Source organism: Streptomyces cahuitamycinicus (assembly GCF_002891435.1).
In the GTDB taxonomy this organism is placed as follows: domain Bacteria; phylum Actinomycetota; class Actinomycetes; order Streptomycetales; family Streptomycetaceae; genus Streptomyces; species Streptomyces cahuitamycinicus.
On the sequence record NZ_POUC01000080.1, the window covers coordinates 1 to 25,277 of the forward strand.

The following is a 25,277-nucleotide window of genomic DNA, read 5'->3' on the forward strand; positions in this document are numbered from 1 at the left end:
CGCCCCCACCGAGTGGGGCGAGCTGACCCGCCCCGGCACCCCGCTGCACTGGGTGGTCCTCAACGTGTCCGACGGTCCCGGCGCCCGCCCCGACCCGCACTGCCTGGAGGCGGCCGGCCGTCTGCGCAACGCGGGCATCCGCGTCCTCGGCCACCTCGACACCCGGTACGGCACCCGCAACTTCGGCGAGCTGATCTCGGACGCCCACCGGTTCGTCGACTGGTACCAGGTCGACGGCTTCCTCCTGGAGCGCTGCCCGGCGGACCACGCCCGGCTGCCCGAGGTTCGCCGCACGGTCGCCGCGCTCCGCGTGGTCCGTGACGCTGCCCACATCGTCCTCGGCCACGGCATCCACCCGCACCCCGGCTATGTCGAACTCGCCGACCAGCTGGTCACCTTCTCCGGGCCCTGGAGCGACTACCGCTGGTCGCAGGTGGCCGAGTGGACCGCAGACCATTCGCCCGAGCGCTTCTGCCACTTCGTCCACGGCGTGCCCCGCTCCCACCTGACCGAGGCGTTGCGGATCGCGAGCTGGCAGGGAGCCGCGACGGTCTGGATCACGGACCACACGGACGGCGACGGGGGCGTCGAGCCCTGGGAGGCCATGCCCGGCTACTGGGACGAGTTCGTCTCGCGTGTCGGAACAGGTGTCTCGGAATGAAAAAGGGCATGGCACTGTTACGGGGAGAACAACCGTAGTGATTGACCGACCAACGGAGTCCCCGTGTCGCTGCCACCCCTGGTCGAGCCGGCTTCCGAGCTCACCGTAGACGAGGTCCGCAGGTACTCCCGCCACCTGATCATCCCCGACGTCGGGATGGACGGGCAGAAGCGGCTGAAGAACGCCAAGGTGCTGTGTGTGGGCGCCGGCGGCCTGGGCTCGCCGGCGCTGATGTACCTGGCCGCCGCGGGCGTCGGCACCCTCGGCATCGTGGAGTTCGACGAGGTCGACGAGTCGAACCTGCAGCGCCAGATCATCCACAGCCAGGCCGACATCGGCCGCTCCAAGGCGGAGTCCGCCCGCGACAGCGTCAAGGGCATCAACCCGTACGTGGACGTGATCCTTCACGAGGAGCGGCTCGAGGCCGACAACGTGATGGAGATCTTCAGCCAGTACGACCTGATCGTCGACGGCACGGACAACTTCGCGACCCGCTACCTGGTCAACGACGCTTGCGTGCTGCTGAACAAGCCGTACGTCTGGGGCTCGATCTACCGCTTCGACGGACAGGCGTCCGTCTTCTGGTCCGAGCACGGCCCCTGCTACCGCTGCCTGTACCCGGAGCCCCCGCCCCCCGGCATGGTCCCCTCCTGCGCCGAGGGCGGCGTCCTGGGCGTGCTGTGCGCGTCCATCGGCTCCATCCAGGTCAACGAGGCCATCAAGCTCCTCGCCGGCATCGGTGACCCGCTGGTCGGCCGACTGATGATCTACGACGCCCTGGAGATGCAGTACCGCCAGGTCAAGGTCCGCAAGGACCCGAACTGCGCGGTCTGCGGCGAGAACCCGACCGTCACCGAGCTCATCGACTACGAGGCCTTCTGCGGCGTCGTCTCCGAGGAGGCCCAGGCGGCGGCCGCCGACTCCACGATCACTCCCAAGCAGCTCAAGGAGTGGATCGACGACGGCGAGAGCATCGACATCATCGACGTCCGCGAGCCGAACGAGTACGAGATCGTCGCCATCCCGGGCGCCCGGCTGATCCCGAAGAACGAGTTCCTCATGGGCACCGCCCTGGAGAGCCTCCCGCAGGACAAGAAGATCGTCCTGCATTGCAAGACGGGTGTCCGCAGTGCGGAAGTCCTCGCGGTCCTCAAGTCCGCGGGCTTCTCGGACGCGGTGCACGTCGGCGGTGGCGTGATCGGCTGGGTCAACCAGATCGAGCCGTCCAAGCCGGTGTACTGAGCCGCACCGGTCCCCCCTCTCCGAGCGGCGGGGGCTTCGCGCACCACGGGTGCGTGGAGCCCCCGCCGCCGTCATGAGCAGACCTTGCCGTCCTTCGGCACCGCGCCGTCCAGCAGGTACGCGTTCACCGTGGAGTCGACGCAGTCGCTCCCACTGCCGTACGCGCCATGCCCCTCGCCCCGCCAGGTGAGCATCACTCCGACGCCCTTGCCAAGCTCGTCGGCCATCCTCCGCGCACCCTCGTACGGAGTGGCCGGGTCGCCGGTGTTGCCGACCACCAGGACCGGTGCCGCGCCGGGGGCGTTCACTTCCGGAGTGTCGTGCTGCCCGGGCTCCGGCCAGTCGTGGCACCAGCCGGCCGTGTCCCAGCCGAGGAACGTCCCGAAGACCGGGGAGATCTTCTCGAACCGGGGCAGCAGCCGCTTCGTCTCGGCCACCGTCGGCCGCTGCCTGTCGTCCAGGCACGATATGACCCGTTGGGAGTGGGTCGTCGTGCCGTAGCGCCCCGACGGATCGCGTTCGTTGTAGCGGTCGGCGAGGGCCAGCAGTTCCGAGCCGTCGCCCTGCTCGGCCGCTTCGAGGGCGCTGGTCAGCGTCGGCCAGCTGTCCCTGCTGTACAGCGGCAGGATGATGCCCGTGACCGCGAGGGTCTGGGTGAGCTTCCGCCCGGGCGTGCCCGCCGCCAGAGGCCGGGCGTCGATCCGCCGCAGCAGGCCCGCGATCTTGCGTGTGCCCTCCTCGGGGTCCTGGCCCGTCGACTTCAGGTAGCCGTTCAGCGCGCGCTGGAAGCCCCTGGCCTGGTTCTCGGCGTGGCCCACGGTGTCGGCGCCGGGGTCGACGACCGCGTCCAGCGTCATGCGGCCGACCTTCTTCGGGAAGAGGTGGGCATAGGTGCCGCCCAGTTCGGTGCCGTAGGAGATGCCGAAGTAGTTCATCCTGGCGTCGCCGAGGACCTCCCGGATGCGGTCCATGTCGCGGGCCGAGTCGGCGGTCGAGACGTGCGCCATCAGCTTCCCGGCGTTCTTCCGGCAGCCCTCGCCGAAGTCGGCGGCGTCCTCGAAGTACGCCTTCTCCTCGGCGGGGGTGTCGGGGGAGACGTCCACCGACTCGGCTGCCTGGATCTGTTTGTCGCCACGGCACCGCACGCCCTCGCTTGCGCCCACGCCGCGCGGGTCCCAGCTCACCAGGTCGTAGCGCTCGCGGAGCGAGGAGGCGGTCGGGGCGTACGACGGCATCATGGACACGCCCGAGGCGCCCGGGCCGCCGAAGTTGAACAACAGCGACCCGACGCGCTTGTCTCCGCGAGCCTTGGCGCGGATCAGCCCCAGGCCGATCGTCTCACCGTCCGGCTCCGACCAGTCCAGCGGCACCTTCAGCGTCGCGCACTGCCAGTCGCTGCTCGGCGCGGGGCCTTCGGCAGTGGCCTTGCAACTGCCCCAGGAGAGCCCGCTCCTGCCGTCGTCGGACGAACCGCCGCTGCAGCCTGCGGCCAGCAGGGCCGAGACGGCCGCCAGAGCCGTCCATCGAACGAAGCGCGTCATTGCCCATCCCCCCTCGCAGGCCGTCCGCTCTGTGCCGCGGATGGCGGTCAGGCCATGGTAGGCAGATCCCGCGTCGGCCGTTTCAGCCTGTGGATAACCTTCTGACCTGGGGTATCTCGGATCGCTGGGGTATCAGGTGCAGACGGTCCCCGCCGGCGGCACCTTTCCGTCCAGCAGATAGCCGTTCACCGCGCCCTGCACGCACTTGTTCTTGCTGTCGTACGCGCCGTGCCCCTGCCCCCGGTACGTCAGCTCGACCCCGACGCCCTTGCCCAGCGCGTTCGCCATCGCCCGGGCGCCCTCGTACGGCGTTGCCGGGTCTCCCGTGTTGCCGACGACCAGAATGGGCGCCGCGCCCGGAGCGCTCACGTCCGGGTGGTCTGCGGCGCCCGCCACGGCCCAGTCCGTACAGCTGAGCATGGACCACGCCATGTAGTCGCCGAACAGGTCGGAGGCGGCCCGGAACTCGGGCAGCTTCCGCTCCACGTAGGCGGTGTCGTAACGGGGTTTGTCGTCGGCGCAGTTGATGGCGATATTGGCGGGGGTGATGTTGCTGTACTCGCCGTTCTCGCTGCGCCCGTTCATCGAGTCGGACAGCAGCAGCAGGATCCTGCCGTCACCGTCGTAGGCCTCTTCGAGACCCTGGGTGAGGAACTCCCAGAAATCTTGCGAGTACAGGGCCTGCGCGATGCCGCTGGTCGCCGCTGTCTGGGTCAGCTGGCGCGGGAAGACGCCCTGGATCGGCTTGCGGTCGAGGTCGTCCAGCAGTCTGGCGATGCGGTCCTTGACGTCCTGCGCGCTGTCGCCGATCGGGCACTCCTCGGTCTTGGACACACAGTCCTCGGCGAAGTTGTCGAGCGCGAGCTGGAAGCCCTTGGCCTGCCCCAGCGACCCCTGCTCGGAGTCCTGCGTCGGGTCGACGACGGCGTCGAACACGGCCCGGCCGACCCGTTTGGGGAACAGGTGGGCGTAGACGCCGCCCAGTTCGGTGCCGTAGGAGATGCCGAAGTAGTGCAGCCTGTCGTCGCCGAGGACCTGGCGCATCAGGTCCAGGTCGTGCGCCGCGTCGGTGGTGCGCACGTGCGGCAGGATCTGCTCCGAGTTCTGCTCGCAGGCGTCGTTGAACTCCTTGGTGTTCTCCACGAGCTCGGTACGTTCGGCGGCGTCGTCGGGGGTGGCGTCCTGCTGGAAGTAGGCGTCGAGCTGCTGGTCGTTCGCGCAGATCACGGGGTCGCTGCGACCGACCCCGCGCGGGTCGAAGCTGACCAGGTCGTAGCGGGTGCGCAAGGTCGCGTAGCCCTCCGCGAAGGCGGGCAGCGAGGTGACGCCGGAGCCGCCGGGGCCACCGAAGTTGAAGATGAGCGAGCCGACGCGTTCGTTCTCGGCGCCGGTCGTCCTGACCCGGATCAGTTCGAGGCCGATCGTGTCGCCCTCAGGGTCGCCCCAGTCGAGCGGGGCCTTCATGGTGGCGCACTGCCACTCACCGTCGTCCGGCAGGGGAGAGGGCGGGGCGCCTCCGCCCTGGGCTTCGTCCGGGGCCGGGCAGGCCTTCCAGCTCAGTTCCTGGCGCGTGAGGTCCTCGTCCTGGGCGTCGTTGCCGCACCCCGCCAGCAGGGTGGACAGCAGCACGGCGGAGACGGTCAGGACGGCGGCCCGCGGCGGGAGGACGGATGGCATGTTTCCATCCTGCGGCGGTACCGAACGGGGCGCGCGGGACGCGTGCCGTACGAGGTAAGAGGGGTAGGAGGGTCGGTCAGGGCCAAAGGGCCTGCTTGCCGTGCCGACCATGTGGAGGGCGTGCTTCCGGCCAGGTCGGCTGAGAGGGCCTGCTGGCCCGGTCGGGTCAGAGGGCCTGCTTGCGGGTGAGGTGGTTGAAGGCCAGCCAACCGGGCAGCACGGGCAGCCACAGCGTCAGCAGGCGGAACAGCAGGACCGCCGGTGCCGCGACCTCCTTCGGGAGCCCGACGGCGATCAGACCTACCGTCAGCGTCGCCTCGACCGCGCCCACACCGCCCGGCGTCGGCGCCGCCGACCCCAGGGCGTTGCCCGCGAGGAAGACGACGGCGACGCTGGCGAGGCTGATCGACGTGGACTCGTCTCCGAACGCGCGGATCGACGCGTCCAGGCACATCACGAAGCAGGCGGTCAGCAGCAGCATGCCGCCGATGCCGGTGACCAGCTTCTGCGGCCGCTGCAGCACGTCCAGCATGCGCGGCACGACACCCGCGAACAGCGACCGCACGCGCGTGGCGACGAACTTGCGCAGGAACGGCACCGACGTCACCACGAGCACGAGCACCGCCACCGTCAGCAGACCGGCGATGACCGTCCGGGAGGGCGACAGCGACGGCGTCTTCTCGGTGCCGGTCAGGTAGCCGAAGGCCAGCAGCATCAGGATGTGACAGCCGAGGCCGAACAGCTGTGACGCGCCGACACTGGCCACCGCGAGCCCCGGCCGCACTCCCGCGCGCTGGAGGAAGCGCGTGTTCAGGGCGACACCGCCCACCGCCGCCGGGGCGACGATCTTCACGAACGAGCCGGCGACCTGCGCCGCCACGGTCCGTACGAACGGCACCCGCTCGGGCACGAATCCCAGCAGCGCCATCGCCGCCGCCACATAGCTGCACATCGAGAACAGCACGGCCGCGGCGACCCAGCCCCACTCGGCGTTGGCGATGAGCGGCCCGAACTCGATGTGCGTGAGCTGCGTCAGCAGGAAGTACGCGCCGATCGCGCCGGCCATGAAACTCATCAGCGTGCGCGGACGCACCCGCTCCAGCCGGGCCGGCTCGACGGGTGCCTGTGGCCTGATCCGCAGCACCGCGTGCCGGATCTGCGTGAGCAGGTCCTCCTCGCGCGCCTCCTCCAGGGCCTCGTCGATCGCCCGCTTCTCGGCGCGCTGCTCCGCCCGTACGGCCTTCTTGTCGGGCTTCTCCAGGACGGGCACGGGTTCCGCCGCGTCCCCCTCCAGACGGGCCTGCTTGGCCTGCCGGGACGCCTCCAGGACCGCGTCGCGCTCGCGCTGTGCCCGCTCCCGGGCCAGTCTGCGCAGCGTCGCGCGCGTGGAGCGGCTGAGCGCGATGGGCTGGAGCATCGGCAGGCAGTCCGCCACCGCGTCCGGACCGAGCACGCCCACCGCCGAGGCGACCGCCCGCTCGGCGCCCACCCGGAGGCCGAGCGTCACCAGCAGCTGGGAGGTGTCCATGCGCAGCAGCAGATCACCGGCCGCGATCTCGCCGACGCGCAGGTCGGTGATGATCACCATGCCGGAACGATCCACCAGGATCGCGTCGCCCACCAGCCTGCGATGCGCGATACGCCGCGACTGCAGGGCCTTCACCTGGTGCCAGGTGTCGCGCAGCAGATCGTCGGTGATCTCCTCGTCCGGCAGCGAGTCGAGGGTGCGTCCGCCGCTGTGCTCGTAGACGAGCATCACCGCGTCGGGACCGAGCTCGGAGGTGGCGATCAGCTTGGGCGCGTTGGCGCCGGCCGCGATCGCCGCGTACGCCAGCAGGGCCTCTTGCTCCAGGGCCTGCCGCAGCGACTGGAGGCTGCTGCGGGTGGCGAAGCCGCGCAGGGTGAGGTTGCGCCAGGCGCGGTAGAAGAAGCCCTGGGCCTGCTGCTCCCGGTCGACCACCGTCACGTCCAGGGGCGGGCCGTCCTCGAGCGTGACGAAGTAGCGCCGGCCCCGGTCCCCGGTGTCCGGGTTGTCCGAGGTGTCCTCGCGGGAGGCGTTGACGGGGCGGAAGCCGACGGTCCGCAGACCGGCCATCAGCGTCTGCCCGGTGGGCCGGACGTTGGGCGAGCCGACCGCGTACAGCGTGCCGTAGGCCACGGTCCAGCCGATCAGCACGGTCAGGATGATCGAGAACGGGGTCGTGTACCCGGTGACGAGCATCGAGAAGGCGTCGAGGAGCAGCACGACCCACAGCACCGCGCGCCATCGCGGTCTGCGCGACATGCCGACGGCCGTCATGTAGGCGATGACCGGGGCCAGGTAACCGTGCACGGGATCGGTCAGCGCGTGGATGTCGCCGGGGGAGGGCTGGGTGAGCGCCTCCTGGATCGAGTCGGGGGCGGCCCGGGCGACCCACAGATCGGTGGCGAGGGTCACACCGTGTGCGAGGACCGCCGCGAGCACACCGTCGGCGATGCGCAGTCCGTCCCGTTTGATCAGCCGCTCGATGGCGAAGGCGACGGGCACCAGCAGGATCGCGATGCTGGAGGCCAGGCCCGCGATCTTGATGAGCAGGTCGGGCGCCTGCCCCGTGCCCTTGTTGATGTCCTGTTCGAGGCCCGAGGTGGTGCCGTGCGCGAACGCGGCGATCCCGATCAGGATCGCGACGGCGAGCACGCCCACCAGCAGGCGCATCAGGTCGGAAGGGCGGTGCACGCGCGCGGGGAGCAGCGGTTCGTCGCCCTCCACCTCGTCGATGTGCGCGAAATCGGGCTCCTCGGCGGCCGCGCGGTTCTTCTTCGCGGCCCCCTTCGCGCTGTCGTCCGCAGTGCCCGGGCGCGACGCAGCGTCAGAGGTGCCTTCCGTGCCCTCGGGGTGCGCACCCTGCTGCTTCATGGTCTCTTCTTGGTCTCGTATCACCGGTCACCGCCCGCACGATGGTGGCATGCCGCACCGGCACACGGGGCAATCAGGGTGCACATGCGGGGTCGGACAGTCTGCCCGACGCGCTCCTGCCGGGCGAGGGAAACGCTCGGGAGCACGCCCGGCCCGTTGTCGGTGGGGTGGGGCAGGATGGGGCGGATGAGTGAGCAGAGCCCTGAGGGGGGCCGGTACCAGGACGAGCCCGCGCAAGCGCTGCCCGACTACGCCGATCGGGTCCTCGACGTCGCCGAACTGATCCCGCCGGGTCGTGTCATGACTTACGGGGACGTCGCCGAGTGGCTGGAGCGGGGTGGCCCGCGGCAGGTCGGCCGGGTGATGGCGCTCTACGGGGGAGCCGCCCCGTGGTGGCGGGTCGTCCGCGCGGACGGCGTCCTGCTTCCGGGGCACGAACAACGGGCGCTCGGACACTACCGGGCGGAGGGCACGCCGTTGAGGGAGGCGAGCCGCGCCGCCGAGGGCCACCTGCCGCGCATCGACATGAGACGGGCGCGGTGGGACGGCGGTGATCGCGCGGAGGGTCACACCTGACAGCTTCCGCCATCGGACGGCCTCCTGTGTGACTCGTGATCCGTATGGGCGAATCGGGGCACACCGGCGGCATGACGTACGTTCGTGAGTCGAGAGGCATGAGTGCCACGAGTGCCGTGAGTGGCCGGCGGGAAGAAGGGGAAGCCCTGCTTCCGCCTCACTCGTCGGCGTAGCGTCGGCTGCGCGTGTCCCCGTCACCCCGCGGTCACCGCCCGCCACGCGCGGTGGCCCGCCAACCAGCACTTCCACCAGAACCGGCGAACCACGTGAGCTCCTCTTCCTCCACCAGCGGCCTGTCGCACCCCTGGGTGCGGCGGGGGAACCGTGGCGCTTACCGACTGGTACGTACCCCCCCTGCCCGCATGGACCCTCCTCTTCTGGACGCCTCGCAGCGCTCCGTGGTTGACCACGCGGCGGGCCCGCTCCTCGTCCTCGCAGGTCCGGGCACCGGCAAGACGACCACCCTCGTCGAGTCCGTGGCCGAGCGAGTGGCCCGGGGCGGGGACCCCGAGCGCGTCCTGGTCCTCACCTTCAGCCGCCGGGCGGCCGTCGAGCTGCGCGACCGCATGGCCCAGCGGGCCGGGGCCGCCCGCGCTCCCCAGGCGACCACCTTCCACTCGTTCTGCTATGCCCTGGTCCGCGCCCACCAGGACAGCGCCCTGTTCGTCGAGCCGTTGCGGCTGCTGTCCGGCCCCGAGCAGGACGTGTCGGTGCGCGAGCTGCTCGCCGGCCAGGTGGATCTGGAGCGGCTCGGGCTCGCGCACGTGCGCTGGCCTGACGAACTGCGCGCCTGCCTGACCACCCGCGGTTTCGCCGACGAGGTCCGCGCGGTCCTCGCCCGCAGCCGTGAACTGGGCCTCGGACCCGAGGCGCTGGACGCCTTCGCCCACCGCACGGGACGGCCCGACTGGCGCGCCGCGGCCGCCTTCCTCGCCGAGTACCTCGACGTGCTCGACCTGCAGGGCGTGATCGACTACGCGGAACTCGTCCACCGGGCGGTGCTCCTCGCCCACCGCCCGGAGGTCGCGGCACGGCTCGGCGCCCGGTACGACGCCGTCTACGTCGACGAGTACCAGGACACGGACCCCGCCCAGGTGCGGCTGCTGGACGCCCTCGCCGGAGGCGGCCGCACGCTCGTGGCCTTCGGCGATCCCGACCAGTCGATCTACACGTTCCGCGGGGCCGACGTGAACGGCATCCTGGACTTCCCGCACGCCTTCCCGCGCGCGGACGGCCGCCCGGCCCCCGTCACCGTGCTGCACACGTCCCGCCGCTCCGGGGCCGGCCTGCTGGCCGCCACCCGGCTGCTCACCCAGCGCATGCCGCTGACCCGGCTGCCCGCCGAGAAGGTGCGCGCCCATCGCGAACTCGCCCCCGTACGGGACGGCGGCCGCGTCGAGGCGTACACGTACCCGACGTCCGGGACGGAGCTGGACAACATCGCCGACATCCTCCGCAGGGCCCACCTGGAGGACGGCGTCCAGTGGCGGGACATGGCCGTCCTGGTGCGCGCCGGCTCCCGCACGATCCCCACGGTCCGCCGCGCCCTCACCGCGGCGGGCGTCCCTGTCGACGGCGACGGGGACGACGTGCCGCTGCGGCACGAGCCGGCGGTGGCACCGCTGCTGACGGCGTTGCGGGCGGTGGCCCTGGCGGAGGCCGCCGGGGCTGCTGACAGGGACACGGCGTCCGACGCTGCTCCTGACGCGGAGCCGACCGCCCACTGGCTCGACACCGAGACCGCCCTCTCCCTCCTGACCTCCCCCCTCGCGAGCATGGACGCGGCCGACCTGCGCCGCCTCGGCCGCGCCCTGCGCGACGAGGAACGGGCCGCCGGCAACCCGCTGCCGCCGCCCTCCGACGTGCTGCTCGCGCAGGCACTCTCCGAGCCGGAGCGCCTTGCCGTGCACGACCCCGCGTACGCGCGCGGCGCCCAGCGCCTCGGCGCACTGCTGCGCAAGGCCCGCGAGCGCCTGGCCGGCGGCGGAACGGCCGAAGAGGCGCTGTGGGACCTCTGGGAGGGCACGCCGTGGCCCGCACGGCTGGAGCGGGCCGCCCGCCGGGGCGGCGCCGCCGGGCGCAACGCGGACCGCGACCTGGACGCCGTCTGCGCCCTGTTCGCCACCGCGGCCCGCGCCGAGGAACGCACCGGCGGCCGGGGCACCCTGAACTTCCTGGAGGAGATCGACGCCGAGGACATCGCCGCCGACACCCTCGCGCGGCGCACCGTACGCCCCGACGCCGTCCGCCTGATGACCGCGCACCGCTCCAAGGGCCTGGAGTGGCGCCTCGTGGTCGTGGCAGGGGTCCAGGAGGGCCTGTGGCCGGACCTGCGCCGCCGCGGCTCGCTCCTGGAGGCCGACCGCATCGGCCGTGACGGGCTCGCCGAACCCCTCACCCCCGGTGCGCTGCTCGCCGAGGAGCGCCGCCTGTTCTACGTGGCCGCCACGCGCGCGAGGGAGCGCCTCGTCGTCACCGCGGTCAAGGCCCCCGCGGACGACGGTGACCAGCCCTCCCGCTTCCTGACCGAGCTCGGCGTCGAACCCAAGGACGTCACAGGTCGCCCGCGCCGTCCTCTGGCCGTCGCGGCACTCGTCGCCGAACTGCGGGCCACCACGGTCGACCCGCGGGTGTCCGACGCCCTTCGGGAGGCCGCCGCCCGCCGTCTGGCCCGGCTCGCCGCCCTCGCCGACGAGGACGGCCGCCCCCTGGTGCCGTCCGCGCACCCCTACCGCTGGTGGGGGATGTTCGAGCCGACCGAGTCCAAGGTGCCGCTGCGCGACCGCGACCAGCCGGTCGTGCTCTCCGGAAGCGCCCTCGACCAGCTCGCCAACACCTGCGCCCTGCAGTGGTTCCTGGGCCGCGAGGTGAAGGCCGACGCGCCCGCTACGGCCGCCCAGGGCTTCGGCAACGTGGTGCACGTCCTCGCCGACGAGGTCGCCTCCGGACACACCCCGGCCGACCTCGGGGTCCTCATGGAACGCCTCGACTCCGTGTGGAACGCGCTGGCCTTCGACGCGCCGTGGAAGTCGGCCCAGGAGAAGGACAACGCGCGCGTGGCGCTCGAACGGTTCCTGCAGTGGCACGTCATGAACCGCACCGGGCGCACCCCGGTGGCCAGCGAACACGACTTCGACGTCACCATCGAAGCGGGCGACTACCAGGTGCGCGTCCGCGGCCAGATGGACCGGGTCGAGGCGGACGGCGACGGCCGCGCCTACGTGGTCGACTTCAAGACCGGCAAGCAGGCGCCCGGTTCCAGGGAAGTGGAGCGTCACCCGCAGCTCGCCGTCTACCAACTGGCCGTCCGCGAGGGCGCCGTCGACGAGGCCTTCGACGGCGTGCGTCCCGAGCCGGGCGGCGCCGAACTCGTCCACCTCCGGCAGGCAGCCGCCAAACGCGACGGCGGCGAGAGCCTGCCCAAGGTGCAGGCCCAGGAGCCACTGGAGGGGGAGTGGGTCGGCGACCTGCTCGCCACCGCGGCCGGCAAGGTCCTCGACGAACGGTTCACACCGACCGCCGGGCAGCACTGCACGCACTGCGCGTTCCGGGCCTCGTGCAGCGCCCGGCAGGAGGGACGTCACGTCGTCGAGTGAGCTATCGCACCACGTGTGCTGACCTGCGCTTCCGCCTCCCCCTAGGCCTGTTCGGTCACCACTGTCAGTGGCCGCCGATAGCCTTTCGATGTGCCCGCCCGTATCACCGATCCCGAACAGCTCAAGGAGCTCCTCGGCATCCCCTTCACCCCGGAGCAGACGGCTTGCATCACCGCGCCGCCCGCCCCGCAGGTGATCGTGGCCGGAGCCGGCTCGGGCAAGACGACGGTGATGGCGGCCCGCGTGGTGTGGCTGGTCGGCACCGGCCAGGTCGCACCCGAGCAGGTGCTCGGCCTCACCTTCACCAACAAGGCCGCCGCCGAACTCGCCGAGCGCGTCCGCAAGGCGCTCGTCAGGGCCGGCGTCACCGACCCGGACGCCATCGACCCGGACAACCCGCCGGGCGAGCCGGTGATCTCCACGTACCACGCCTTCGCGGGCCGCCTCCTGACCGACCACGGCCTGCGCATCGGCCTGGAGCCCACCTCCCGCCTGCTCGCCGACGCCACCCGCTTCCAGCTCGCCGCGCGCGTCCTGCGCGAGGCTCCAGGGCCCTACCCGGCCCTGACCCGTTCCTTCCCGGACCTGGTCGGGGACCTCCTCGCCCTCGACGCCGAACTCGCCGAGCACCTCGTACGCCCGGAGGCACTGCGAGCGTACGACGCCGAACTGCTGCTGACCCTGCGGGGCGCCAAGCTCAGCAACGCCGACCTGCGCAAGGTCCCCGAGGCGGCCGCCGCCCGGCGTGAACTCGCCGAGCTGGTCACCCGCTACCGGGCCGCCAAGCGCGAACGGGACCTGCTCGACTTCGGCGACCAGATCGCCCTGTCAGCCCGGCTCGCCGACATCCCCGAGGTGGGCCGCGTCCTGCGCGACGAGTTCCGGGTGGTCCTGCTCGACGAGTACCAGGACACCTCGGTCGCCCAACGCGTCCTCCTGGCGGGCCTGTTCGGTGAGGGCACCGGCCACCCCGTCACCGCCGTCGGCGACCCCTGCCAGGCGATCTACGGCTGGCGCGGCGCCTCCGTCGCCAACCTCGACGACTTCCCCGAGCACTTCGCCCACGCCGACGGCCGTCCCGCGACCCGCCAGGCCCTCAGCGAGAACCGCCGCAGCGGTGGCCGCCTCCTCGACCTCGCCAACGGCCTCGCGGAGCCACTGCGCGCCCTGCACGCGGGCGTGGAGGCCCTCCGCCCGGCCCCAGGCGCCGAACGCGACGGCATGGTCCGCTGCGCCCTGCTGCGCACCCACGCCGAGGAGATCGACTGGGCCGCCGACTCCGTCGCCCACCTCGTCCGGACCGGGACGCCACCCAGTGAGATCGCCGTCCTGTGCCGCACCGCGACCGACTTCGCCGAGATCCAGGGCGCCCTGGTCGCCCGGGACATCCCCGTCGAGGTCGTGGGCCTGTCCGGGCTGCTGCACCTGCCCGAGATCGCCGACCTCGTCGCCGTCTGCGAGGTCCTCCAGGACCCCGGCGCCAACGCGTCGCTGGTACGCCTGCTCACCGGCCCGCGCTGGCGCATCGGCCCGCGCGATCTCGCTCTCCTGGGGCGGCGCGCCCGGCTTCTCGTCCGCCACGCGCGCGTGGCGGACGACGACGACAGGGACCGCCGTCTCGCCGAGGCCGTCGAGGGGGTCGACCCGTCCGAGGTGATCTCCCTCGCGGACGCCCTCGACACGTTCCTGGAGACACCGCTGGCCGGCCGCGGTGACGACGACGGACTGCCTTTCTCGCCCGACGCGCGCGTGCGCTTCGCCCGGCTGGCCACCGAGCTGCGCGAGCTGCGCCGCTCCCTGGCCGACCCGCTGATGGACGTCCTGCACCGCGTCCTCGCCGTCACCGGCCTGGAGGTCGAGCTGTCGGCGTCTCCGCACGCCCTGGCAGCGCGCCGCCGCGAGACCCTGTCCAACTTCCTGGACGTCGCCGCCTCCTTCGCCGCCGGCGACAACGAGGCGATCCTGCTCGCCTTCCTCGGTTTCCTGCGCACCGCCGCCCAGTACGAGAAGGGGCTCGACAACGCCCTGCCGGGCGGCGAGAACACCGTCAAGGTGCTCACCGCCCACAAGTCCAAAGGCCTGGAGTGGGACGTCGTGGTCGTCCCCGGCCTGGTCACCGGCACCTTTCCCAGCAGCCAGGGCCGCGAGAAGTGGACCTCCCAGGGCAAGGTCCTGCCGCACGGGCTGCGCGGCGACGCCGACACCCTGCCCGACGTCATGTCCTGGGACGCCAGGGGCCTGAAGGCCTTCCACGAGGCCATGAAGGACCACCAGCACACCGAGGAACTCCGCCTCGGCTACGTCACCTTCACCCGCCCCCGCTCCCTCCTCCTGGGCTCCGGCCACTGGTGGGGGCCCACCCAGAAGAAGCGCCGCGGGCCGTCCGCGTTCCTCCAGGCCCTGTACGAGCACTGCGAAGCCGGGTACGGCGAGATCGAGGCCTGGGCGGACGAACCCGCCGACGACGAGGAGAACCCGGCCCTGCACCGGGCGACGACCGACCAGGTGTGGCCCCTGCCCCTGGACGCGGCGGCCCTGGCACGCCGCCGCGCGGCAGCCGAGACCGTCCTGGCCCACCTGGAGAACCTCGCGTCCCACGAGGACGGGCACCCAGCGGCCACGCACGACCCGGACGCCCTCGACGACCCGGAGTGGCCCCCGCCGCCCGAGGACGACGAACCCCCGTACGACGAAGCGGACCCGTTCGACGAGGCACCGTTCGACGATGTCCCCTTCGACACGGAGCCCTTCGAAGAGGCCTCCGGCGAAGAGGCCTCCGGCGAGGACCCGGCGAACGGAGACGCCCCGCCCGCGATCCGCCTCACCGTCCCTCACCAGGCGACCCCGCCGGAGCCTCCGGCCACCCACGCCTTCCCCGAGGCCCCCGGGCACCCCGGACCCCGGAGCCGGGAACATCCGCGCCTCACCCCGGAGGAAGCCCGCGCCGTCGCCTCCTGGGACCGCGACCTCGACGCCCTGACCGGCGAGCTCCTGCGCGCCCGCGACAGCGTCACCGAGGTGCCCCTGCCCGCGTCGCTCACGGCCTCCCAGCTGATGCACCTGGCCGCCGACCCGGACGGCTTCGCCCAGGAGCTGGCCCGCCCCATGCCGCGCCCGCCCCAGCCCGCCGCGCGCCGCGGCACCCGCTTCCACGCCTGGATCGAGGCCCGCTTCGAGGAACTCACGCTGCCCATGCTGGAGCCGGAGGAACTGCCCGGCGCCGACGCCGAGATCGCCGACGAGCGGGACCTGGAGGCGCTCAAGGAGGCCTTCGAGCACACCGAGTACGCACGCCGTACGCCCCACCGGGTGGAGGCCCCCGTCCAGCTCGCGATCGGCGGCCGGATCGTCCGGGGCCGCATCGACGCCGTGTACAAGCAGGGCGACGGGGAGGACGCGACGTACGAGATCGTCGACTGGAAGACCAGCCGCTCCCGCACCGCCGACCCGCTCCAGCTCGCCGTCTACCGGCTGGCCTGGGCCGAGCAGCAGGGCGTGCCCCCGGAGTCGGTCACGGCCACGTTCCTGTACGTGCGCAGCGGGGAGGCCGTACGTCTGCGGGACCTGCCCGGCCGGGCCGCACTGGAGCGGCTGCTCCTGGACGAGCCGTCGGACGGGGAGCTCGGTGAGGAACCGCACTCCGAGGACGTCCGTGCGGGCCGATAGGCTCGTGACCATGAGCCAGACCCCGGACAGCGTCGTCCGTACGTACATCCAGCAGCACCGCGCCGCCTTCCTCGACGACCTCGCCGAGTGGCTGCGCATCCCGTCGGTGTCCGCCCAGCCGGACCACGCGCCCGACGTACGACGCAGCGCCGACTGGCTCGCCGCCAAGCTGAAGGAGACCGGCTTCCCGACGGCCGAGGTCTGGCAGACCCCGGGCGCACCCGCCGTCTTCGCCGAGTGGCCCTGCGAGGACCCGCAGGCACCCACCGTGCTGGTCTACGGTCACCACGACGTCCAGCCCGCCGCACGGGAGGACGGCTGGGACAGTGAGCCCTTCGAGCCGGTCGTGCGCGAGAACCGCCTCTACGCGCGCGGGGCGGCCGACGACAAGGGCCAGGTGTTCTTCCACACCCTCGGCGTCCGTGCCCACCTCGCCGCCACCGGCCGCAGCACCCCGGCCGTGCACCTGAAGCTGATCGTCGAGGGCGAGGAGGAGTCCGGCTCGCCGCACTTCCGCGCCCTGGTCGAGCAGCACGCCCAGCGGCTCGCCGCCGACGCCGTGATCGTCTCCGACACCGGAATGTGGTCCGAGGACACCCCCACGGTGTGCACCGGCATGCGCGGACTCGCCGAATGCGAGATACGCCTGCACGGTCCCGACCAGGACATCCACTCCGGCTCGTTCGGCGGGGCCGTGCCCAACCCGGCTACGGCCGCCGCCCGCCTGGTCGCCGCCCTGCACGACGAGCACGCGCGGGTGGCGATCCCGGGCTTCTACGACGGCGTGGTCGAACTCACCGACCGCGAGCGTGAACTCCTCGCCGAGCTGCCCTTCGACGAGCAGCAGTGGCTGCGCACGGCGAAGTCCTACGCGGCCGAGGGCGAGGCCGGTTACACGACCCTGGAGCGGGTCTGGGCCCGCCCCACCGCGGAGGTCAACGGCATCGGCGGTGGCTACCAGGGCCCCGGCAGCAAGACGATCGTCCCCTCCTCCGCCATGGTGAAGCTCTCCTTCCGCCTGGTGGCCGGCCAGGAGCCCGGCCAGGTGGAGAAAGCCGTCCGCGCCTGGACCGAGCAGCAGGTGCCGCCCGGGATCCGCTGCGACATCACGTTCAGCGGGGCCACACGCCCGTGCCTGACGCCCCTGGACCACCCGGCCCTCCGGTCGGTCACCCGCGCCATGGGCCGGGCCTTCGGGAAGCCGGTCCGCTTCACGCGCGAGGGCGGCTCCGGACCGGCGGCGGACCTCCAGGACGTCCTCGGCGCCCCGGTGCTGTTCCTGGGCATCTCCGTCCCCTCGGACGGCTGGCACGCCCCGAACGAGAAAGTCGAACTCGACCTGCTCCTCAAGGGCGTCGAGACCACTGCGTACCTGTGGGGTGACCTCGCCGAGAACTGGCGCCATGCGCCCTGAGCGTCCTGTGCCGTCCGGACCGGGCACGCGCGCGGGGCACACAGAAAGCGCCGCCCCGCACCGCGCGAGCCCGCCGGACCCGGTCGCCTCCCGCCGTACGTCCCGCCGAACCGCCCGCCGAACCCGACCGTTCCACCGGGGAGTTGGAAGCACCCGTGACCACCTGGACCGAGCACAACGCCGACCGTCCCATCTCGCTCACCGCCCCGAGCGGCATCGACCGGGCCGCCCACCACCGGCTCGACGAGGCCTGGCTCGCGGCGGCGTGGAGCCACCCCACGACGCGCTGCTTCGTGGTCTCCGGCGGACAGGTCCTCATCGACGAGACGGCCGACGAGCGCACCGAGATCGTCATGACCCCCTCCTTCGAGGCCCCCCTCACCGAAGCGCACCGCTACTTCCTCGGCATCGACGAGGACGGCGTCAGCTACTTCGCCCTCCAGAAGGACTCCCTGCCCGGGCGCATGGACCAGTCCGCGCGTCCGGCGGGCCTGCGCGAGGCGGGCGCGCTGCTGTCGCCCCGCGACGTGGGCCTGATGGTGCACGCGGTGGGCCTGGAGAACTGGCAGCGCACGCACCGCTTCTGCTCGCGCTGCGGCGAACGCACGGTCATCGCCGCCGCCGGACACATCCGCCGCTGCCAGGCCTGCGGCGCGGAGCACTACCCGCGCACGGACCCCGCCGTGATCATGGCCGTGACCGACGAGGACGACCGCGTCCTGCTCGGCCGCCAGGTCCACTGGCCCGAGGGCCGCTTCTCGACGCTGGCCGGTTTCGTCGAGCCCGGCGAGTCCATCGAGCAGTCGGTGCGCCGCGAGGTCCACGAGGAGGTCGGCATCAGCGTCGGCCAGGTCGAGTACGTCGCAAGTCAGCCCTGGCCCTTCCCGTCCAGCCTCATGCTGGGCTTCATGGCCCGCGCCACCTCCACCGAGATCGACGTCGACGGCGACGAGATCCACGAGGCCCGGTGGTTCTCCCGTGACGAACTGCGCGCCGCTTTCGAGTCCGGCGAGGTGCTTCCGCCCTACGGTATCTCCATCGCGGCCCGCCTGATCGAGCTCTGGTACGGCAAGCCGCTCCCGAGCCGGAGCGCCGCCTGACAGGGCCGCCGCCCGACCTTGTCGCGTTCGATGTTTCTGGCCTTCGGCCAGCACGGTCATGACTCCCGGCCTTCCAAAACTGGAAGGTCCTCGGAGCGCGCAAACCCCCGATCTGGTCCAGGCCGATCGGGGGTTTGCGTATCGCGGGGATCAGACGCCGAGCGCCTGCTTCACCTGGGCAAGGCTCGGGTTCGTCATCACGACTTCAGTGCCACCATTGGAAGGGACTACCTGAACAGTGGGCACCGTCTGGTTTCCGCCATTCGCCTTCTCCACGAACGCGGCGGACTCCGGGTCCTGCTCGATGTTGATCTCGGTGTACGCGATGCCCTCGCGGTCCATCTGGCTCTTCAGCCGGCGGCAGTAACCGCACCACGTGGTGCTGTACATCGTCACAGTGCCCAGCATGTCTCTCGTGCTCCTTCGGTGGCTCGGGGCGGGTGGTCGCAGTGGAGGAACGTATGTGAAAGCTCCACCATTCCCGCTCCCCGGGCCAGGCCCGAGGTGACGCCTGCCGCATCAGTACGACTATCAGTGCCTGCCTGTGGACAACCGGCGCAGCCGTCTCGAGAGACCTGGCAGCATGGCCGTGTGACAGCAGCAACGCACTCCACCCTGTTCCCGCAGGTACCGGACTCCGCGGACGCGGTGCTCGAAGGGCTCGACCCCGAGCAGCGCGAAGTGGCCACGGCCCTGCACGGTCCGGTGTGCGTCCTGGCGGGCGCGGGCACGGGCAAGACCCGGGCGATCACCCACCGCATCGCCTACGGAGTGCGCGCCGGCATCCTGCACCCCTCCAGCATCCTCGCCGTCACCTTCACCAACCGCGCCGCCGGGGAGATGCGCGGCCGGCTGCGGCAGCTCGGCGCCGGGGGCGTCCAGGCGCGCACCTTCCACTCGGCCGCCCTGCGCCAGCTCCAGTACTTCTGGCCGAAAGCGATCGGCGGCGCCATGCCCCGGCTCGTCGACCGCAAGATCCAGCTCGTCGCCGACGCGGCGGCCGCCTGCCGCATCCGGCTCGACCGGGGCGAGCTGCGGGACGTCACCGCCGAGATCGAGTGGTCCAAGGTCACCCAGACCGTCCCCGCCGACTACGCGGCCGCCGCCGCCAAGGCCGGCCGTGAGTCCCCCCGCGACCCCGCCGAGATCGCCCAGCTCTACGCCGCCTACGAGGACGTCAAGCGCGAGCGGTCCGTCATCGACTTCGAGGACGTGCTGCTGCTGACCGTGGCGGTACTCCAGGACCGCCACGACATCGCCGAGCAGATCCGCGCCCAGTACCAGCACTTCGTGGTCGACGAGTACCAGGACGTCAGTCCCCTCCAGCAGCGCCTGCTCGAACTGTGGCTGGGCGAGCGGGACAGCCTGTGCGTGGTCGGGGACGCCAGCCAGACGATCTACTCGTTCACGGGGGCGACTCCGGACCATCTGCTCGACTTCCGCACCCGCCACCCCGGTGCGACCGTCGTCAAGCTGGTCCGCGACTACCGCTCCACCCCCCAGGTCGTCCACCTCGCAAACGGGCTGCTCGCCCAGGCCCGGGGCCGGGCCGCCGACCACCGCCTGGAGCTCGTCTCCCAGCGCGCCGCCGGGCCCGAGCCGGTCTACGCCGAGTACACCGACGAACCCGCCGAGGCCGAAGGCGCGGCCCGCCGGATCCGCGAACTCGTCGACTCCGGAGTCCCGGCCTCCGAGATCGCCGTCCTCTTCCGCACCAACGCGCAGTCCGAGACCTATGAGCAGGCCCTCGCCGACGCCGCAGTGCCCTACCAGCTGCGTGGCGCCGAGCGGTTCTTCGACCGCCCGGAGGTGCGCAAGGCGGGCATCGCCCTGCGCGGCGCGGCCCGCTTCGGCGGCAACGACTCCCTCCTCGACGACGTCGTCGACCTTCCCTCCCAGGTGCGCGCCGTGCTGTCGGGAGAGGGCTGGACGACGCGGCCACCGGCCGGCTCCGGGGCGGTGAGAGAACGCTGGGAGTCCCTGGCCGCCCTGGTGAACCTCGCCCAGGACTTCGCCGCGGCCAGGCCCGCCGCCACCCTGGCGGATCTCGTCGCCGAACTCGACGAACGGGCGAGCGCCCAGCACGCCCCCACCGTGCAGGGCGTCACCCTCGCCTCCCTGCACTCGGCCAAGGGCCTGGAGTGGGACGTCGTCTTCCTGGTCGGCGTCGCCGAGGGCATGATGCCGATCACCTACGCCAGGACCGACGAACAGATCGAGGAAGAGCGCCGTCTCCTCTATGTCGGTGTCACTCGCGCGCGGGAACACCTCCACGTCTCCTGGGCGCTCTCCCGCTCACCCGGAGGACGAGCCAGCCGCCGCCCCAGCCGCTTCCTCGACGGGCTGCGCCCCGGCTCGACGGCCACCGCGGGCCGTACCGCCGCCGGGAAAGCCGGCGGAATCGAGCGCGGAACCCCTGGAACCAGGGAGTCCGCCCCGAAACGGGCGCAGCGCGTTCCCGCCCGCTGCCGAGTCTGCGGCCGCACGCTGACCGACCCGGGCGAAATGAAGCTGATGCGCTGCGACGACTGCCCCTCCGACATGAACGAGGGTCTGTACGAGCGGCTGCGTGAGTGGCGCGCCGACCAGGCACGCAGCAGCGGCCAGCCCGCCTTCTGCGTGTTCACGGACAGGACCCTGATGGCGATCGCCGAGTCAGCCCCCGACGACGAGCGCGAGCTCGCCCGCATCCCGGGCGTCGGGATGCGCAAGCTCACCCGCTACGGCGCCGATGTACTGGCCATCTGCGCAGGCCAGTCACTGGCGGAGAGCACAGATCACGACTGACACGAACTCGTCGAGAAAATAGTTTGCGCATGCCCCGGCAATCCCCATAGGTTCTTAGGCACGAGAGCAGCGGCCTTCTCCAAGGCCCTGATCCCGTGTTGTACTTGCATATCCGTCGGACTGGTTCACCCAGTCCCCCGAGACGCCGAGAGGAGGCGAGTCCAGTGATCAGCATCTACACCAGCTCCGTCAGCACCGTGAAAATGACCGATCGCTCGGCCGTCTCCGCGTGCACGCTCGGCGTTTCGAACCTGGGCACCGGTCTGTCCGGCATTCGTGCCGTCCGTCCGGCGTCCTCCTCCGTTGCCCCCGCGGGCCTTCCCGTCCGTGAGCGCAATGAGCGACCGACCAAGGCACTGGAAGCGGCAGTAGCGGCACAGGCGCAGGCCTATGCCTTTACGGCGACCGGTGCCGGATTCCGGAAGCAGACGACGCAGCACCACCAGATGTGGGCCTTCCGTGGGCCAGAACCCTGGAGTGATCCAGCCTGATCGCCGATCAGGCCGGCGCCTTCAGGGCCGCGGAACCCCATCCGGGATCCGCGGCCCTTCTGTTTGTCCTTGAACAGGGATGACAGACCGAAGGAGCCTCGGGACAAGAAAAGAACCCGGTACCACCACCCCCGGCCAACAGGCCGGAACGACCAGACGAGGAAGACGAACCGTGCAACTCGAAGCGCACGCCCCGTCCGTACCGCCTTCCGACACGATCCCCAAGCCCGGCTCCACGGAGGACCTCGCCTTGACCCCGCTCAGCCCGCTCACCGCGCTCACCGCGCTCGACGACGCCATCGAGAACCTCGGCGTACCCGTCCCGTGCCGTTCCTACGACCCGGAGGTCTTCTTCGCCGAGTCGCCCGCGGACGTCGAGTACGCCAAGTCCCTGTGCCGCACCTGCCCGCTGGTCGAGGCCTGCCTCGCCGGCGCCAAGGAGCGGCGTGAGCCCTGGGGCGTCTGGGGTGGCGAGCTGTTCGTCCAGGGTGTCGTCGTCGCCCGGAAGCGGCCGCGTGGCCGCCCGCGCAAGAACCCGGTCACAGCATGAACATCGCAGGAACGATCGACCGCCCCCTCACGCACGACCCCCAGAAGCAGGCCCCGATGAAGCCGTCCACTTACGAGCCCGCAGGCTCCGCAACCGAAGACTTCACCATCAGCGACGCGAAGGACTCGCGTCAGAACAGGACCCGAGAGATGCAACTCATCCCAGAAGCCATGGCTCGTGCGCATATGCGCGAGCGACTGCAGGAGGCGGAGCGGGATCGCCAGGCCGTGCGCCTGGCGACCGCCCGCCGGATGCAGCGCAGGGCGGAGCGCGCCTCGATGCGTGCCCGTCGGGCGCTCGCCATGGCGGTCATGCAGTAACCCGCCGTACCTGAACGGTGGTGCGTCCCGGCCGGGGAGGCCGCGCTGCTGCCGCAGGAAAGCTCTCACCGTGGGGGCCGGTCCGTACCGAACGGGCCGGCCCCCACGGTGCGTTGGGCAGACCAGGAGAGCACGCGGCTCGCGGCGCCTACCGGTGCCGGGGGCTTGGCGCCACCGCGCTGGTGCGTACTGCTGCTCCCGGGCCGAAGCGTGGTGCTCGTGCCGGGCCGAGGTATGGCGGTTTCACCTCAGACGATCTTGTTGATGGCGAAGCGGAGCGCGGCGAATGCCAGCACCGGTCCGTGGCGCCGACCTCTGGGCGTCGTGTCCACCGAAGCGCCGGTCGCGGAGTTATCGTCGCCGGGTGACGAGTCCTCCTGGAGGCGGCGACGGCTCCGCCACGGAGCCGCGGCGCTTCGTCTGCGCTCGCTGCGGCGCATCGGCCGGTGTCCTGGCCGAAGGCCCACCCCTCACCTGGACATACTCCGTGGAGAACGGCACCCGCCAGTACTACTGCGGGACCTGCTCCCGAGAGAACCTCAGGTCCATCGAGGGGCGCCTGGACTCGGACTGGTGGTGAACCCCGCGGCCGGGTATCACGCCTCCGCCACCGCCTCTCCGCCGTCCACCGGGTCCTCCGGCACGAACCCCGGCAGCCACTCCTCCAGCTCCCCGCGCAATCGCACCGTCGCCCCCAGCTGACACAGCACGCCGATCGTGCTCAGGGTCACTCGGTGGATCAGCAGATAGGACGGGGGCAGGTTGAGCTGCTTGGCGAGCTGGTAGGCGGGGGAGCGGGGGTCGGCGACACGAGCCGCCTGGCTGCGCATCCAGCCCCGGGTGAAGGCGAACTCCTCGACCTGGGCCGGCTCGATGATCGGCAGCAAGTAGTCCATGACGGCGTCCGGGTCCAGCTCTATGGTCTCCTTGACGAACCCTTCCGCGCACAGGAGCTCGTAGACCGCCTCCGCCTCCCCGTCGAGGGTCATCCGCAGGGACTCGCCGATCGTGGCCGGCAGTCCCCCAGGGAGACGGTCGACCGTGCCGAAGTCCAGGACACCCAGGCGCCAGTCGTCCTCACCCTCCGGGCCGCCGGGCAGAAGCCGGAAGTTGCCAGGGTGGGGGTCGGCGTGCAGCAGGCCTGTGCGGGCGGGGCCGGAGAACAGGAAGCGGGCCAGGAGCTGACCGGCACGATTGCGCTGCTCCTGAGTGCCGTCCGAGATGATCTCCGACAGCGGGACGCCGTCCATCCACTCGGTGACCAGGACCTGATCGGACTGGTGGACCACCTGCGGCACGACCACGTCCGGGTCGTCCGTGAACTCCTCCGCGTGGGCTTGCTGGGCCTGGGCCTCCAGGTCGTAGTCCAGCTCCTCCGAGACCCGGTCCTTCAGCTCCGCGATCAGCGGCTTGATGTCCATGCCGGGGATCAGCGGACCGAGCAGACGCGAGAAGCGGCTCAGCTGGTTCAGATCCGACAATAGGGCCTCACCGGCGCCCGGGTACTGCACCTTGACCGCCACCTCGCGGCCGTCGTGCCACACCCCTCGGTGGACCTGGCCGATCGAGGCCGCCGCGGCGGGCTTGTCCTCGAACTCCAGGAACAGCTCGTGCCAGCCCTCGCCGAGCCGCTCCTCCAGCACCGCGTGCACGGTGCGGGTCGGCATGGGCGGCGCCGCCTCCTGGAGCTTGGTCAGCGCGGCCCGGTAGGGGCCAGCCACCTCCTCGGGCAGCGCGGACTCGAAGACCGACAGGGCCTGGCCGAACTTCATCGCCCCGCCCTTGAGCTCGCCGAGCACCTTGAACAACTGCTCCGCCGTACGCTGTTGGAGTTCCCGGCCGACGAGCTCGGCGGACTCGCCGACGATCCGCTTGCCGAACCCCCAGGTGGCCCGCCCGGCGATGCCGAGCGGGAGCGCGGCGAGCTTGGCGGTCCGGGTAACCGCCTTCCGGGGAAGATCAGACATGCGCCCTCCAAGTCCCAGCCGGCCGCTCCGCCTCTGCCTCGCGGCACCGCTCCGACGGCCGTTGCACCGCCATTGTCTCGTGCGACTCCCCGTCCTCCGAGAGGTGCTCCCCTTTTCCTCTCTCCGCTGCCGCGCACGAGCATGCAGGATGTGCCCTGACCGGCCGCGCAAACCAGTGGAGACCTGGGACGGAGATCTCCCAGCGGGCCCCGGCGCTGGACGGAACCCGGCCGTCCAGGAAAGCGAGCGCGTGGGCGGCCGCCAGTCCGGCCACGGTCGTGGCCAGTGTCAGGTCGCAGGGCCGCACCTGCCGCTGCCTCCCGGAGCGCCACTGGGCGATCAGACGCGGCCAGGCCGGGTCCCGGTCGGCGCGGTCCTCGTGCAGACAGCCCGCGCACCCCGTCTCCCCGGGCAGGACGAAAGGGCCGACCACGCCGGTGCCCTCCACGACACCGGCGTACAGATGAGGGGTCCCGGAGGCCATCAGCGGCTCGGCGGCGGCCGGGTCGGGCGCGTGCACGGCGACGTCGTCCCGCGGAGCGAGGATCACCAGTGAGAATCCCGGGTCGCCGTCCTCCTGGGATGCCTCGGCCGGTGCCCGGCGCGGCGGCCGGTCCGGGGCAGCCCGGCGCACGGCACGGCGAGCGGACTCGTCCCGGCGGTCGCCGACGGATTCCGGGGGGAGCCCGCCCGGCGCGACGTCCCACGGCTCCACACGGCCACCGTCGAGCACATCCACCTCGCCCACGCCGGCCCCGGCCAGGAGCGAGGCCAGCACGGCACCCACCCGGCC

At 71.8% G+C, this 25,277-nt stretch carries 18 protein-coding genes; 12 read left to right on the top strand and 6 right to left on the bottom strand.

Features of this window, described 5'->3' with window-relative positions:
- Nucleotides 1–661 (top strand): spherulation-specific family 4 protein (locus C1J00_RS13775; protein ID WP_102909340.1); only part of this gene is annotated, 661 nt, incomplete at its 5' end.
- Between the two features lie 63 nt (nt 662–724).
- Nucleotides 725–1,903: an adenylyltransferase/sulfurtransferase MoeZ gene (gene moeZ / locus C1J00_RS13780; RefSeq protein ID WP_102909341.1), complete on the top strand. Its 1,179-nt coding sequence runs from the start codon at nt 725–727 to the stop codon at nt 1,901–1,903.
- 71 nt (nt 1,904–1,974) lie between these two features.
- Here moeZ and C1J00_RS13785 read toward each other — a convergent pair whose 3' ends face one another.
- The 3 genes from C1J00_RS13785 to C1J00_RS13795 all read right to left on the bottom strand — a co-directional run bounded on the left by C1J00_RS13785 (nt 1,975) and on the right by C1J00_RS13795 (nt 8,017).
- The gene (locus tag C1J00_RS13785) at nt 1,975–3,444 is read right to left on the bottom strand and encodes an alpha/beta hydrolase (protein WP_102909342.1); all 1,470 of its coding nucleotides are present in this window, start codon (nt 3,442–3,444) and stop codon (nt 1,975–1,977) included.
- A gap of 132 nt (nt 3,445–3,576) precedes the next feature.
- Nucleotides 3,577–5,121, bottom strand: coding sequence for an alpha/beta hydrolase (locus C1J00_RS13790; protein WP_102909343.1), 1,545 nt, complete (start codon nt 5,119–5,121; stop codon nt 3,577–3,579).
- 166 nt (nt 5,122–5,287) lie between these two features.
- Nucleotides 5,288–8,017 (bottom strand): lysylphosphatidylglycerol synthase domain-containing protein, encoded by a 2,730-nt coding sequence (locus tag C1J00_RS13795; RefSeq protein WP_102909344.1) that lies wholly within the window; start codon nt 8,015–8,017, stop codon nt 5,288–5,290.
- A gap of 186 nt (nt 8,018–8,203) precedes the next feature.
- Between C1J00_RS13795 and C1J00_RS13800 the strand changes: the two genes are divergently transcribed.
- The 5 genes from C1J00_RS13800 to nudC all read left to right on the top strand — a co-directional run bounded on the left by C1J00_RS13800 (nt 8,204) and on the right by nudC (nt 18,369).
- Complete coding sequence (locus C1J00_RS13800) at nt 8,204–8,593, top strand: MGMT family protein (RefSeq protein ID WP_245936336.1); 390 nt, start codon at nt 8,204–8,206, stop codon at nt 8,591–8,593.
- 266 nt (nt 8,594–8,859) lie between these two features.
- Complete coding sequence (locus tag C1J00_RS13805) at nt 8,860–12,189, top strand: ATP-dependent helicase (protein WP_102909346.1); 3,330 nt, start codon at nt 8,860–8,862, stop codon at nt 12,187–12,189.
- Between the two features lie 90 nt (nt 12,190–12,279).
- A complete protein-coding gene (locus tag C1J00_RS13810; protein ID WP_102909347.1) occupies nt 12,280–15,855 on the top strand; it encodes a UvrD-helicase domain-containing protein in 3,576 nt (1,191 codons plus the stop codon).
- Nucleotides 15,856–15,865: 10 nt separating this feature from the next.
- Nucleotides 15,866–17,269, top strand: coding sequence for a dipeptidase (locus C1J00_RS13815; protein ID WP_102909355.1), 1,404 nt, complete (start codon nt 15,866–15,868; stop codon nt 17,267–17,269).
- A 155-nt stretch (nt 17,270–17,424) separates the two neighbouring features.
- Nucleotides 17,425–18,369 carry an NAD(+) diphosphatase gene (gene nudC / locus C1J00_RS13820; RefSeq protein ID WP_180989546.1) on the top strand — a complete coding sequence of 315 codons (945 nt, stop codon included), beginning with the start codon at nt 17,425–17,427 and terminating at the stop codon, nt 18,367–18,369.
- A 150-nt stretch (nt 18,370–18,519) separates the two neighbouring features.
- Here nudC and C1J00_RS13825 read toward each other — a convergent pair whose 3' ends face one another.
- A complete protein-coding gene (locus tag C1J00_RS13825; protein WP_102909348.1) occupies nt 18,520–18,777 on the bottom strand; it encodes a mycoredoxin in 258 nt (85 codons plus the stop codon).
- A gap of 183 nt (nt 18,778–18,960) precedes the next feature.
- Here C1J00_RS13825 and C1J00_RS13830 point away from each other — a divergent pair, with 183 nt between their 5' ends.
- From C1J00_RS13830 to C1J00_RS13850, 5 genes are all read left to right on the top strand, one after another.
- Complete coding sequence (locus C1J00_RS13830; RefSeq protein WP_180989547.1) at nt 18,961–21,156, top strand: ATP-dependent DNA helicase UvrD2; 2,196 nt, start codon at nt 18,961–18,963, stop codon at nt 21,154–21,156.
- Between the two features lie 164 nt (nt 21,157–21,320).
- Nucleotides 21,321–21,647, top strand: coding sequence for a hypothetical protein (locus C1J00_RS13835; protein WP_180989548.1), 327 nt, complete (start codon nt 21,321–21,323; stop codon nt 21,645–21,647).
- A gap of 172 nt (nt 21,648–21,819) precedes the next feature.
- Nucleotides 21,820–22,197, top strand: coding sequence for a WhiB family transcriptional regulator (locus tag C1J00_RS13840; RefSeq protein ID WP_102909351.1), 378 nt, complete (start codon nt 21,820–21,822; stop codon nt 22,195–22,197).
- Entirely contained in the window at nt 22,194–22,517 is a 324-nt protein-coding gene (locus C1J00_RS13845; RefSeq protein WP_102909352.1) for a putative WhiB-interacting protein, read from the top strand. The genes C1J00_RS13840 and C1J00_RS13845 overlap by 4 nt, the downstream gene beginning before the upstream one ends.
- A gap of 364 nt (nt 22,518–22,881) precedes the next feature.
- Entirely contained in the window at nt 22,882–23,097 is a 216-nt protein-coding gene (locus C1J00_RS13850; RefSeq protein WP_102909353.1) for a hypothetical protein, read from the top strand.
- A gap of 16 nt (nt 23,098–23,113) precedes the next feature.
- On the opposite strand, the gene C1J00_RS13855 is transcribed toward C1J00_RS13850, so the two are convergent.
- Nucleotides 23,114–24,484, bottom strand: a complete 1,371-nt coding sequence (locus C1J00_RS13855; protein ID WP_102909354.1) for an ABC1 kinase family protein — start codon at nt 24,482–24,484, stop codon at nt 23,114–23,116.
- On the bottom strand, nt 24,477–25,277 hold an 801-nt coding region (locus C1J00_RS13860; RefSeq protein WP_102909356.1), incomplete at its 5' end, for a ThiF family adenylyltransferase. The genes C1J00_RS13860 and C1J00_RS13855, both read right to left, overlap by 8 nt.

Coding starts and splice junctions, on each gene's coding strand:
- C1J00_RS13785 (WP_102909342.1), bottom strand. CDS start 3,444: ATGACGCGCTTCGTTCGATGGACGGCTCTGGCGGCCGTCTCGGCCCTG.
- C1J00_RS13790 (WP_102909343.1), bottom strand. CDS start 5,121: ATGCCATCCGTCCTCCCGCCGCGGGCCGCCGTCCTGACCGTCTCCGCC.
- C1J00_RS13795 (WP_102909344.1), bottom strand. CDS start 8,017: ATGAAGCAGCAGGGTGCGCACCCCGAGGGCACGGAAGGCACCTCTGAC.
- C1J00_RS13800 (WP_245936336.1), top strand. CDS start 8,204: ATGAGTGAGCAGAGCCCTGAGGGGGGCCGGTACCAGGACGAGCCCGCG.
- C1J00_RS13815 (WP_102909355.1), top strand. CDS start 15,866: ATGAGCCAGACCCCGGACAGCGTCGTCCGTACGTACATCCAGCAGCAC.
- C1J00_RS13825 (WP_102909348.1), bottom strand. CDS start 18,777: ATGCTGGGCACTGTGACGATGTACAGCACCACGTGGTGCGGTTACTGC.
- C1J00_RS13845 (WP_102909352.1), top strand. CDS start 22,194: ATGAACATCGCAGGAACGATCGACCGCCCCCTCACGCACGACCCCCAG.
- C1J00_RS13855 (WP_102909354.1), bottom strand. CDS start 24,484: ATGTCTGATCTTCCCCGGAAGGCGGTTACCCGGACCGCCAAGCTCGCC.